This window comes from Microbacterium insulae (assembly GCF_042677065.1).
Taxonomy (GTDB): Bacteria; Actinomycetota; Actinomycetes; order Actinomycetales; family Microbacteriaceae; genus Microbacterium; species Microbacterium insulae.
The window spans coordinates 616,308-628,487 of sequence record NZ_JBHTII010000001.1; the positions used below are offsets into that span (position 1 = coordinate 616,308).

Here is a 12,180-nt window from a genome sequence, read left to right on the forward strand (position 1 = left end):
GGCCCGGCGCGCCTGTGCGCGAGTCTACGCGGGCCTCACGCGCGCCCGACCAGTCGTGCGAAACCGCTGAGCCGGGCGACTCCCTCGGGGGTCCGCGGGAGGTCGTCCAGCAACGCGGGCGAGTAGACGAGATAGGCCGTGTGCTTCGCGCGCGAGACGGCGACGTTCAGCCGGTTGCGCAGCAGCAGGAACTCCAGACCTCGAGGGGCGTCGCGCCCGGAAGAGGCGGCGAGCGAGACGATCGCGACCGCGGCCTCCTGTCCCTGGAACTTGTCGACCGTCCCGACGGGCACGTCGCCGAATCCCGCGGCGCCGAGCGCGTCTTCGACGGCGACCTGCTGGGCGTTGTATGGCGTCACGACGATGATGTCGTCGGTGGTGAGGGGACGAGGCGGTCGTATCGTCGCCTGGTGCTCATCATCGACCTGCACGTCGGTCCAGTCCCGGCCGACGAGGTCGCGCACGAGATCGACGACGACGGCCGCCTCCTCGGGCGAATGGGTCGCATTTCCGCGGTGGCGCACTGGGAACGGTACGACACCGGCCGGAACCCCGGCGATGCTTCGCAGCGCGGTCGAGGGATGCGCTTCGAGCTCGCCACGGTAGGACAGGTGCGAGACCGGCTCGGCGACCGCGGGATGCATGCGCCGCGAGCGCGCGAGGAAGTAGCCGTACTCGGGCGGGATGACGTCTGCCCCGTCCATGATCCACCCCAGCGCCGACGTGTCGACCGGCTCGGGGTGCGTGCCCTGGCTCACCTGCGGGAGCTGCTGCGGATCGCCGAGGAGCAGCAGTCGCGATGCCGCCAGCGAGACCGCGACCGTCGACGCCAGCGAGAACTGGCCCGCCTCGTCGATGACGAGCAGGTCGAGGCTCCCCCGCGGGATGCGTCCTTGGTGGCTGAAGTCCCAGGCCGTGCCGCCGATGACGTAACCGGAATCGGCCTGCTCGGCGGTGAACGCCGATACCCCGTTCTTGGGGATCACCGTGAAGCCGTGCGGGGCGGCCGGATCCTTCGGCGCTTTGGCGACGGACTGCGGCGGCACCCCGGCGGTCACGACGCGCTCGAGCAGCTGCTCGATCGTGGCATGACCCTGCGCGACGACCCCGACCTTGAAGGCGTGGTCGCGCACGAGGCGGGCGATCACGTGGGATCCGACGTAGGTCTTGCCGGTGCCGGGGGGGCCTTGGACGGCGAGATAGCTGCGATCGAGGCCCAGTACGGCGCGCACGATTGCATCGACGTCGTCGCCGGCGGGCTCGGGAAGCCCTCCGGCCACCGTGCGGGGCGGACGTCGCCGCAGGATGTCGGTCGCGGGATCGGCGGGGACCTCCGGCGCCGCGTCGATGACGGCGTCGGCCCACTCGTCGATCGCCGCCTGCTGATTGCCCGCAGAGGGAGGCGCCGCCGGACTCAGGGCGAGGGGCAGCTTCGACCACGTGACACCGTCGACGGCGGTCTCCTCGACGATCGCCCCGTCGTCGAGGACCTCGACGACGGTGATGCTGCGGTACGAGTGGATCCACCGTGGGGAGGCGTCGAAGGGGTAGGGCGCGGGAAGCTCGTAGAGCGCGAACGGGTTGGCCCCCTCGCTCAGCCGCGTGCCGGGTGCCAGCTCGCCCCGCAGCTCGATGGTGCGCCGCTCGCCGCCCCGGCCGCTCTCGGCGAAGTGCCAGTCCTCGATGACGCGACTGCGGGCGGGGTCGATGATCACGACGTCGCGGGTCTCCTCCCACAGGGGCACGGGTTCGCGCAGACGCAGGAAGTGGGTCGCCCAGAACGACTTCGCCTCGCGCGGGTAGTAGTCGATGGCGGCGGCGCCGAGCCGCAGAGACTGCGCCGCGGCCGAGTCGGACGGATGCAGCTCCGCAAGGCGGTCCAGCGCGAGGGCCCGCGGCGACGGCTCGTACGCGCGCTCGTCGGGTTCGGGATTCGGGGACGGACGCATGCCGGTCTCGCGCGCGCGATCGACCAGCCAGTCGCGGAGCCGGCGCGTCGACACGCAGTCGTACCGGTTGTAGTCGGCGAGATCGTCCAGGATCGCCCCACCGCCTGCCTCGTCGCCGTCGGCGATCAGCGCGCGCGCCTCGACGTAGCGCACGATCGAGTCGTCGCCCTTCTGTACGTCGCTCGTGCGCACCTCGTCGCCCATGTAGAGCGGTTCGAGCTTCTTGATCGAGTACGAGCGCGAGCCCACGCGGAGGGCGCGACGGACGATCGGATAGAGGTCGACGAACACGCCGTCGCGCAGCAGCCGGTCGACATCCGCCTCCCGCACGCCGTGCCGAGCCGCCATCGCCAGGAGATGGGTCGGCTCGTAGGGCGCGTAGTGGTAGATGTGCATCCCCGGATACTGGGCCCGACGGAGGTTCACGATGTCGAGGAACGTCTCGAGCGCTCGCTTCTCGTCGGCGAACGAGTGGGCCCACAGCGCGGTGTACTCCTCGCGCGTGTCGACCCAGCCGAAGAGGTAGTCGAGTCCCCACGGCACCGGCTCGCCCTCGCGCCCGGGGGACGGGGGCTCGGTGTGGAGCGGGTCGCCCTCGAAGTCGAAGAAGAGGTCGCCGTGGTCGGGTCGCGGCAGTGCGCCGAGGGCGGTGGGGGCCACCACCCGGTACGTGGGAACGGGAGGGAGCCCGTCGGCGTGGGGAGCGGGTGCCGCGAGGGGCGGCGTGCCGGCCGGGCTCTCGAGCTGCAGACGAGCCTGGGTGCGCAGCATCCCGAACGTGTCGGGGTTCATCCCCGCGGGTCCGGCGGGGGCGAGGGCGAGCTCGTCGATCGTGCGGACGCCCGCGGTGCGCAGCCGCTCGCGCTGGACCGGTCGCATTCCGGCGACCAGCAGGAGATCGCGGGATGCCACGACCTCGAGGTCGCACGTCGCGCACCGGCCGCACGCCACGACGTCGAGGTCGCCGCGCGGGTCGCCCCAGGCAACGGGCGCACCCGCGCCGCCGAGGTCGAGCCGGCGATCGGCGATGAGGGCCGCGAGCCGCTCGCGGCGCAGGCCGAAGAGCGGCAGCAGATCGTCGACCTCGTGGACGCTCACGCTGCCGTCGCCGAGCAGCAGCTCGACGCGGTCGGACCGCGCGACCTCCAGCCGGTCGAGCTGATCGACATAGGCCGCGAGCTGCATGAGGGCGGTCACGCGTGCCCGGCGGGCGAGCTTGGTGTCTTGCACGACCCATCGCCCGGCGTCGTCGCGCACCAGGAAGTCGGCGAACCCGACGAAATCGGCGGTCGCGAACGCGGCCTGGTAGACGACGTCGGCATCCGATCGCAGGGCCGCGTTCGTGAGGTCGACGGCGTCGGCGAGGGCCGAGGCATCCGACGAGCGCGTCTCGGGGATCTCGATCACACCGTCGCCGAAGTGGGAAACGTAGTCCGCGAGCACCGCACGCTCGTGGGCGGTGCCGAGTCGGCCGGCACGCTCGAGCGTGAGGTCTTCGGGCTCCTCGACGGCGGCGACCCGCCCGAGCCTGGCGTCGATGGCCCGCAGCCACGCGAACTCGCACTCGGCCGCGGCCTTGAGGTCGCTCGCGCTCCAGACGATCCGGCCCTCGTCTTCGATGTATCGCATGCCCGCCTTTCGTCCTCACGACCCTAGCCGCGGCATCCGACACCTCCGCACGCGACGTCGACGCGGGCGCCTGACAGACTGGGCGCATGAGCCTGCCGTTCGAGAGCGCCTACCGACACGGGTTCGCCCGGATCGCGGCGTGCACGATCCCGATCGTCATCGCCGACCCCGCGGCCAACGCCGCCGCGATCCTGGCATCGGCGCGCGAGTGCGACGCCGACGCCGTGGCGGTCGCGGTCTTCCCCGAGCTCTGCCTGACCGGCTATTCGATCGAGGATCTGGTGATGCAGGATGCCGTGCTCGACGCGGTCGTGCGCGCGATCGAACGGCTGGTCGAGGCATCCGTCGATCTGCTCCCGATGATCGTGGTCGGCGCGCCGCTGCGTCACCGCAACCGTCTCTACAACTGCGCCGTCGTCATCCACCGCGGCGAGCTGCTCGGCGTCGCGCCGAAGTCCTACCTGCCGACGTACCGCGAGTTCTACGAGCGCCGCTGGTACGCCCCCGGCGACGACCAGTCCGGCGAGGACATCCGCGTGGGATCGCTCGAGGCACCGTTCGGTCCCGATCTGCTCTTCGAGGCGCTCGACGTGCCGGGTCTCGTCGTGCACGCCGAGGTGTGCGAAGACGTGTGGGTCCCGATTCCGCCGTCGGCCGGCGCCGCGCTCGCGGGCGCCACCGTCCTGCTGAACCTCAGCGGCAGTCCGATCACGATCGCGCGCGCCGAGGACCGCACCGACCTGTGCCAGTCGCAGTCGCTGCGCTGCCTCGCCGCCTACGCGTATGCCGCCGCCGGCATGGGCGAGTCGACCAACGACGTGTCGTGGGACGGGCAGACCCTCATCTACGAGGCCGGCGCGCTGCTGGCCGAGACCGAGCGCTTCCCGGACGGCCCGCGGCGTTCGGTCGCCGACATCGACCTCGATCGCCTCCGCCAGGACCGCCTTCGACAGGGCACGTTCGACGACAACCGGCGCACGCACGACCCGCAGTTCCGCGTCGTGCACTTCGAACTCGATCCGCCGACGGCAGACATCGGCCTGCACCGCACGCTCGACCGCTTCCCGTTCGTGCCCGACGACCCGGCGCGCCTCGCTCAGGACTGCTACGAGGCGTTCAACATCCAGGTCTCGGGTCTCGTGCAGCGGTTGACGGCGATCGGCGGCCCGAAGCCCGTCATCGGCGTGAGCGGCGGGCTGGACTCCACGCACGCCCTCCTCGTCGTCGCCCGCGCGATGGATCGCATGGGCCGGCCGCGCAGCGACATCCTCGCGTACACGATGCCCGGCTTCGCCACGAGCGATCACACCAAGTCCAACGCGATCGCCCTCGCCGAGTCCGTCGGCGCCACGATCGAGACGATCGACATCCGCTCCGCGGCGACCGAGATCCTCGAGGGCATCGGGCACCCTTTCGCCGACGGCGAGCCGGTCCACGATGTGACGTTCGAGAACGTGCAGGCCGGCATCCGCACCGATTTCCTCTTCCGGCTGGCCAACCAGCACGGCGGCATGGTCATCGGCACGTCCGACCTGTCCGAGCTCGCGCTCGGGTGGGCCACCTACGGCGTCGGCGACCAGATGAGCCACTACGCCGTGAACGCCGGCGTGCCCAAGACGCTCATCCAGCACGTGATCCGCTGGGTCATCGCACACCGCGAGGGCGTCGACGAGGCCGAGGCCGCGGTCCTGCAGTCCGTGCTCGACACCGAGATCAGCCCGGAACTCGTGCCGGCCGGCCAGGACGGCCGCATCCAGTCGACCGAGGACCGCATCGGGCCCTACGCGCTGCACGACTTCGCCCTGCACCACATCCTGCGGTTCGGCTTCCGCCCCTCGAAGATCGCCTTCCTCGCGGCGCGCGCGTGGGAGGACAAGAATGCCGGAGCCTGGCCCCCGGGCTTCCCCGAGGAGGACCGCTACGCCTACGACCTGCCGACGATCGTGAAGTGGCTGCAGGTCTTCCTGCGGCGCTATTTCGCGTTCGCGCAGTTCAAGCGCTCCGCCATCCCCAACGGGCCGAAGGTGTCGCCGACGGGGTCGCTGTCGCCGCGCGGCGACTGGCGCGCGCCCTCGGACGGCAACGCCAACGCGTGGATCGCCGAACTGAAGGCGGCGCTGCCCGAACTCGTCAAGGAGTGAACGGGATGCCTCGGCCCGAGGCATCCGTCCGTCCTCAGCTCGTCGCCTCTGACGCTCCTGCCCGGCTCAGGAGATCTGCGGGCTTCAGGCCGTTTCGCGCCGGGTGAGCCTGATCCGGGCAGATCTCCTGACCCGGACGGGCGCGTCGGGCGGATTCAGGCCGGCGCGGCGCCGTACGCGAGCGTGATCACCCAGCCGTCGCGGGAGAGATCCGCCAGCTGGTAGTAGACGCGGCGGTCGGGGATCCAGCCCTTCGTGAGCGGGCTGTCGAGGCGCACGTGGTCGGCCGCGACGCGGGCGCCCCTCCCGTCGGCGTCGCGCACCGCCTGCACGCGGGTCCAGTGGGTGAGGAGCTTGCCGACGTCGTCCTCCTCGACGAGGTGCGAGTGGCGTCTCATCTCGCGGACAGTCGCGTCATCGGGATGCGCGTCGCGCAGATCGAGCCCGAGCGGCACCGCCGGATCGGCGACGGCGACCACGGTCGCGGCGCGGAAGTTCGCGTTGCGGATCCGCAGTGGCACCTCCTGCCCGTCGACCTCGGCGATGAGCTGGGTGTGGAATCCGAACTGCCCCGGTGCCTCGCGCTCGATGCGCACGGAGCGCTCTTCGATCCCGAGCTGCGCGGCGACGATCTCACGAGCGAGCTCGCGCTTGCGGTCGTGCTCGGCCATCTTCGGATCCCAGCCGAGCCTGGCCGTGATCCCCGGGGGCGTCTCGAGCAGAACGGATTGCATGGTGCACCTCTTCCCGCGGCGTCTGCGCGCTTCTCATCCTGCCCGCGGCGCCCCGACGGGGGAAGGATGCCGCGCCGCGCGCTCGCCTGCTGTCACTCGGTCGCGACCCCGGCCGACGCACGAAGAGGGCGGGGCATGACTGCCCCGCCCTCTCTGCGACCCCGGGTCGTCCTCAGTCCGACGCTGCCGAGGCCACGGATCCGGCCGACGGGGCCGACGCCGGCGAAGCGGGCGAATCCGGCGCAGGGGCCGGAGCCGGGGCGGGGGCCGGTGCGGGAGCCGGTGCGACGGGGGTCGGGGCACTCACAGCGGAGACCGGCGAGGGGGGTGCGACCGGGGTTGCCGGGGAAGCGACGGTCGGCGCCGAAGACGACGGAGACGGCGACGGCGATGGAGACGTGACGACCGACGCCGACGTGTCGGTCACCCGCAGCTGAAGTCCGCCGCGGTCGAGAACATCGCCGCCGCGCGGTCCGACGACCGGGCCGCCGGGGACCACCGACCCGTCGCTCGTGCGCATCGTCATGTTCGCCGCGGTGGCGGCCGCTGCACCGCCCACGAGGCTCAAGCCGACGGCACCTGCGACACCGTAGGCGACCCACTTCTTCTTGTTCATCATGTTCGTGTTCCTTTCGTCCGGCGGGTCTCCGGGGGGATCGTCGACCCTGCCGCTGACTTCAGCCTGCTGGTGCCGGGTAAGCCGCGGCGAAGGATGCGATGAGATGCCTCTTATGCACGCGGACGCGTGACGCGACCCTCGAGGACCGCGTCGGCGGCGTCGAGCAGCGCGCCGGTCCGGGCCTCGTCGCCGCGCTGCACCGCACCCAGCGCGTGCCCGAGCAAGTGACTCACGGTCCGGCCGCGCAGCCCGTCGCCCGCGTCGGCATCGGCGTCCCACCGGGCGAATGCCTCACCGGCGAGCAGCCAGACCCGCTCATCGTGCGGCACGGGAGTGAGGAGGGCGCTGGACAGCGCGTGGGAGACGAAGGCTGCGGTGTCGTCCGACGCCGCCCCCGTACCGGCGGTGTCGACGTCGATGACCGCGCTCAGCTCACCGCTGTCGCCGAGGAAGAGCTGGCCGAAGTGCAAATCTCCGTGGACCGACCTCTCCCGGCCGTCACGCCACCCCGTCTCGATTCGACGTCGCAGTTCGCGGACGCGACGTGCATAGCCGGGCGCCTCGTGCTCGAACCGGTCCGCGTACCAGGCCGCCCTTCGCCGCAGGTCCGTCCGTGCCCGACCCTTGAGCGGGATCCGCGCGATGGCCCCCCGCAGCCGGTCCACCTGGTCGACGAGGGCGGCGGCGGTCCAGGTCGCCTCGGTCGCCGGCGTTCCCGCCGCCGAGTCGAGCACCACCATCCCCTCGTCCGACCAGCCCCGCACGGTCGGAACCGGCACCCCGGCCCGGTCGAACGCGGCGTGGGCGCGGACGATCCGTCCGATCCGGGCGGGCGGCACGACCTTGACCCAGACGAGCCCGTCGTCCGTCGGCACCCGGAACACCGCGCGCCGGCCGGCACGGTACACCACCGTCTCGGGCGCACCGGCCGCGGTCAGACCGAGTCGGGCGAGCATCGACTCGGCGGCGTGCGCGAAGGCCACGGGGGCCAGGGCAGGCAGGTGCGGATCGGCAGGATGCAGCCACACCCGCATATCCGGCGCGTCGGGCTCCCCGACGAGCAGACCGGTCTCGCGTGGAACAGTGCGCCCAGAGGTGTCGAGGAAGTACGTGACGGATGCCGCTCCTTCGACGACATCGAATCCGACCACCGAGCCGTCGCCGAGGGGTTCGCGGCTGATCCGAGTCACCGAGGCCCCGGGCGCGAGGTCCAGGGCCTCGCGCAGGAGTTCTTCGTCGGACGGCGCGGCGTGCAGCATCCTCCGATCCCAGCACGAACGCCGTACGCGAGTGATGAGACCTCTCTTAGTGTCGATCCCGACGACTCGCACGCGCACCATACTTGACGGCGTGAGAGGTCGAGCCGGGCGGGAGCGAGCACCGCACTCCCCGGCGATCTCGGTGAGAACCCGCCTGATCGCCGTCATCACGGTCGTCGCGGCCCTCGGCATGACCGCCGTCGGCTTCGTCGTCTATCTCGAGGAGAGGGACCGCATCCTGCGCCAGGTCGACGACCTGCTCATCGCGAACCTCGCCGCCGGCCGGGACCTCGTGGAGAATCCGGTGGCGGGCGAGCCCTGGACGAGCGCCCAAGAGGCCCTGGCGGCCGTGGTCCAGCGCGCTGCACCCGACGACAACACCGGCGTGGTCGGCATCGTGGACGGCGCGGCCTCGCTCGTGCCCGGAGTACCCCTCGATGTCGATCTCCTCCAGGACCCGGCGTTCATCGACCATGTGGTCGGCTCCGCCGAGGAAGGCGATCCCGTGGTCGGCACCTACGCCGAGAACGGCCACGCGTGGCGGTATCTGGCGATGCCCGTGACGGTCGAGTCGACGCCGGAGCCGTCCGCCCTCTTCGTCATCGCGTACGACGTGCAGGCGGAGCTTGCGGAGATCAACTCCGCGGCTCGCGTGTGGCTCATCGCGTCGGCGGCGACCCTCGTGGTCATCGCGCTCGCCGCCGGCTGGGTGACCACCCGACTCCTCGCACCCCTGCGTCAGATGCGGGAGACGGCGCAGCGGGTGTCGGGGCAGTCGATGAGCGAGCGCATTCCGATCGTCGGACGCGACGACGTGTCCGAACTCGCCCGGACGATGAACGACATGCTGGACCGGCTGGATGAAGCCCTGGAGTCGCAGCGACGGCTGCTCAGCGACGTCGGCCACGAGCTCAAGACCCCCATCACCATCGTCCGAGGCTATGTCGAGGTCGTCGATCCGGACGACCCGGAGGACGTCCGCGCGACGCGGGATCTCGCCGTCGACGAGCTCGAGCGCATGGACAGGCTCGTCCAGGACCTCGCGTCCGCGGCATCCCTCCACGGTCCCGCGCCGGTCAAGCCAGTGCTGGTCGATGCCGCCGACCTCCTCCGTCAGGTCGTCCGCAAGGCACAGGGCATCGACGGCGGAACGATCCGCATGGGCGACCTCGCGGAGGTCGTGACGGAGCTCGATCCCTCCCGGATCACTCAAGCGCTGCTCCAGCTGACGCAGAACGCCGTCACCCACGGCGGGGGCGAGGTCGAGATCTCGAGCGTCGTCGCGGACCATCAGCTCCGGATCACGGTCCGCGACTTCGGACGGGGGGTCCCCGACGACGAGAAGCCCCGCGTCTTCGACCGCTTCCACCGGGGGACGGATGCCGAGGACCCCGCGGGCAGCGGGCTCGGGCTGAACATCGTCCAGGTCATCGCGCGCGCCCACGCGGGCAGCGTGCGCGTCGATGACGCGCCTGGTGGCGGCGCGGCGTTCACGATCTCGATTCCGCTCGTCCGCGGCCGGCAGGCGCCGGAGGGCCTGATCATTCCTCCGCGTCCGCCTGCGCCGGCGCCGGCTGCGACGACCGTGATGTCCGACTGAGGGGGTCCCGTGGCATCCATCCTGATCGCCGACGACGAATCGCGGATCTCCGGGTTCATCGACAAGGGCCTGCGCTCCGCGGGCTTCGCCACCCGCGTCGCCACGACGGGGCGGCAGGCGCTCGACCTGGCATTGAGCGGCGAATTCGACCTTCTGGTGCTCGACGTGAACCTCCCCGAGATGGACGGGTTCGCCGTGCTCGAGGGAATCCGCGGATCGGGGTCGCGGATGCCCGTGATCATGCTCACCGCCCGGGTCGAATTGCACGACACGGTGGCCGGGCTCGAGGGCGGCGCCGATGACTACCTGGGAAAGCCGTTCCGCTTCGACGAGCTCGTCGCTCGCATCCGCCTGCGAATGAGGCGCGACGAGGCAGCGCCGACAGCGGAGCTGCGCCACCGCGACCTGACTCTCGACGTGCGCACGCGGCGAGCGGATGTCGCCGGCGTCGGCGTCGAACTCTCCGCGCGCGAGTTCGCCCTTGCCGAGGAACTGGTGCGCAACGCCGGGCAGGTCCTGAGCCGTGAACAGCTGCTCAGCCGGGTGTGGGGCTACGACTTCGACCCGGGCTCCAACGTCGCCGACGTCTACATCGGGTACCTGCGGCACAAGCTCGGGCCCGAGCGGATCGAGACGGTGCGCGGCGTGGGGTATCGCCTGGTGTGACGGTGCGCCGGCCCCTCCGCGGTGCCAGGATGAGGGCGTGGACGGCTTCGCAGCGGTCGACTTCGAGTTCGCGCGCCAGGTCCTGCAGCGAGGGATCGCGGCGCTCTACCTCGTCGCGTTCGTCTCGACTCTGAACCAGTTCCGACCGCTCCTCGGCGAGCGCGGACTGCTCCCCGCCCCGGAGCTGCTCGACTGGGCCCGGCGCTCCCCGCGCGGGCGGACGCTCCTCCGCCCGACGCTGTTCCGATACGTGCGGTACACCGACCGCCGACTGGCGGCGCTGTGCGGGACGGGCATCGTGATCGCGGCGGCCGTGGTCTGCGGCATCCCTCAGCTGTTCTCGCCGTGGATCCCGATGGCGTGCTTCCTGCTGCTGTGGCTGGGCTACATGTCGATCGTGAGCATCGGCCAGACGTTCTACGGATTCGGGTGGGAGATGCTGCTGCTGGAGGCCGGCTTCCTGGCGGCCTTCCTCGGGTCGGAGGCCGAGCCGCCCCCGACGGTCGTCCTCGTGCTGCTGTGGTGGCTGGTGTTCCGGCTCGAGTTCGGCGCGGGGATGATCAAGATCCGCGGTGGGCGGGAGTGGCGCGACCTCACGGCGCTGATGTACCACCACGAGACGCAGCCGATGCCCGGACCCCTCAGCCGGCAGGCCCATCTGCTGCCGAAGTGGTTCCACCGCGGCGAGGTGCTGGGGAATCACTTCGCGCAGCTCGTGGTGCCGTGGTTCCTGTTCGCTCCGCTCCTCGGGCTGATCGTGCCGGGTCCCGTCCCGGCGATCGTGGGTGCGGTCGCCGCGGCGATCGTCATCGCGACGCAGCTCTGGCTCGTCGCCACGGGCAACTTCGCGTGGCTCAACTGGGCGACCATCGTGCTGGCGTTCTCGGCGATCGGGCTGCTCGGCATCGGCGCGCCCGTGCGGTCGCCGCCGAGCGATCCGCCCTGGCTCATCGACGGGATGCCGCTGCCCTGGGTGGTCGTGACGACCGGGATCGGCCTGCTCTACGTCGTGATCAGCTGGCCCGCGCTGCGGAATCTGTTCGCCCGGCGCCAGCTCATGAACGCAGGCTTCAACCGCTGGCAGCTCGCCAACGCCTACGGCGCGTTCGGCACGGTGACGAAGGAGCGCATCGAGATCGTGGTCGAGGGCACGCCCGACGAGGACCCGGATGCCGCGACTTGGCGCGAGTACGCGTTCAAGCGCAAGCCCGGCGACGTGCGGCGCCTTCCCCGGCAGGTCGCGCCCTACCATCTGCGGCTGGACTGGCTGATGTGGTTCCTGCCGCTCGGCCGGTCGCTCGAGGACTGGTTCACGGTGTTCCTCGTGCGTCTGCTGCAGGCGGATGCCGCGACCCTAGGCTTGCTGGCCCGCGATCCCTTCGGCGGCGAGCGGCCACGCTGGGTGCGTGCCGTCGCGTACCGCTACCGATTCACCACGCGCGCCGAGTTCCGCGCGTCGGGCGACCGGTGGGTCCGGGATCGGCGCAGCCCTGTGATTGGCCCGCTGTCGCTGCGCTGACCCCACCCTCCCCCCGACCCGGATTGCCGAAAGGGCGCTCCCGACCAGATCTGCCCGGGATTTC

The 12,180-nt window shown here is 71.4% G+C and carries 8 protein-coding genes; 4 read left to right on the forward strand and 4 right to left on the reverse strand.

Annotated features, from left to right (window positions below):
• Positions 1-35 precede the first annotated feature (35 nt).
• Positions 36-3,578 (reverse strand): TM0106 family RecB-like putative nuclease, encoded by a 3,543-nt coding sequence (locus tag ACFQ0P_RS02950; RefSeq protein ID WP_204980240.1) that lies wholly within the window; start codon positions 3,576-3,578, stop codon positions 36-38.
• 86 nt (positions 3,579-3,664) lie between these two features.
• Here ACFQ0P_RS02950 and ACFQ0P_RS02955 point away from each other — a divergent pair, with 86 nt between their 5' ends.
• Positions 3,665-5,719 carry an NAD(+) synthase gene (locus tag ACFQ0P_RS02955; RefSeq protein WP_204980242.1) on the forward strand — a complete coding sequence of 685 codons (2,055 nt, stop codon included), beginning with the start codon at positions 3,665-3,667 and terminating at the stop codon, positions 5,717-5,719.
• A gap of 155 nt (positions 5,720-5,874) precedes the next feature.
• Here the strand turns inward: ACFQ0P_RS02955 and ACFQ0P_RS02960 are convergent, their stop codons facing one another.
• The 3 genes from ACFQ0P_RS02960 to ACFQ0P_RS02970 form a co-directional block, all read right to left on the reverse strand.
• Entirely contained in the window at positions 5,875-6,453 is a 579-nt protein-coding gene (locus ACFQ0P_RS02960; protein WP_204980244.1) for a hypothetical protein, read from the reverse strand.
• 172 nt (positions 6,454-6,625) lie between these two features.
• On the reverse strand, positions 6,626-7,072 hold the full coding sequence (locus ACFQ0P_RS02965) for a hypothetical protein (protein WP_204980246.1): 447 nt from the start codon (positions 7,070-7,072) through the stop codon (positions 6,626-6,628).
• 110 nt (positions 7,073-7,182) lie between these two features.
• Positions 7,183-8,331, reverse strand: a complete 1,149-nt coding sequence (locus ACFQ0P_RS02970; RefSeq protein WP_204980248.1) for a phosphotransferase — start codon at positions 8,329-8,331, stop codon at positions 7,183-7,185.
• A 142-nt stretch (positions 8,332-8,473) separates the two neighbouring features.
• Between ACFQ0P_RS02970 and ACFQ0P_RS02975 the strand changes: the two genes are divergently transcribed.
• The 3 genes from ACFQ0P_RS02975 to ACFQ0P_RS02985 are packed head-to-tail and all read left to right on the forward strand — an operon-like array spanning position 8,474 to position 12,116.
• Positions 8,474-9,931: a sensor histidine kinase gene (locus ACFQ0P_RS02975; protein ID WP_204980250.1), complete on the forward strand. Its 1,458-nt coding sequence runs from the start codon at positions 8,474-8,476 to the stop codon at positions 9,929-9,931.
• A 9-nt stretch (positions 9,932-9,940) separates the two neighbouring features.
• On the forward strand, positions 9,941-10,597 hold the full coding sequence (locus ACFQ0P_RS02980) for a response regulator transcription factor (RefSeq protein ID WP_204980252.1): 657 nt from the start codon (positions 9,941-9,943) through the stop codon (positions 10,595-10,597).
• 37 nt (positions 10,598-10,634) lie between these two features.
• Positions 10,635-12,116 (forward strand): lipase maturation factor family protein, encoded by a 1,482-nt coding sequence (locus ACFQ0P_RS02985; protein ID WP_204980253.1) that lies wholly within the window; start codon positions 10,635-10,637, stop codon positions 12,114-12,116.
• Positions 12,117-12,180 lie beyond the last annotated feature (64 nt).

Bases quoted from the DNA above. Each gene is read 5' to 3' on its own strand.
- ACFQ0P_RS02950 (WP_204980240.1), bottom strand. From the start codon at position 3,578: ATGCGATACATCGAAGACGAGGGCCGGATCGTCTGGAGCGCGAGCGAC.
- ACFQ0P_RS02955 (WP_204980242.1), top strand. From the start codon at position 3,665: ATGAGCCTGCCGTTCGAGAGCGCCTACCGACACGGGTTCGCCCGGATC.
- ACFQ0P_RS02960 (WP_204980244.1), bottom strand. From the start codon at position 6,453: ATGCAATCCGTTCTGCTCGAGACGCCCCCGGGGATCACGGCCAGGCTC.
- ACFQ0P_RS02965 (WP_204980246.1), bottom strand. From the start codon at position 7,072: ATGATGAACAAGAAGAAGTGGGTCGCCTACGGTGTCGCAGGTGCCGTC.
- ACFQ0P_RS02970 (WP_204980248.1), bottom strand. From the start codon at position 8,331: ATGCTGCACGCCGCGCCGTCCGACGAAGAACTCCTGCGCGAGGCCCTG.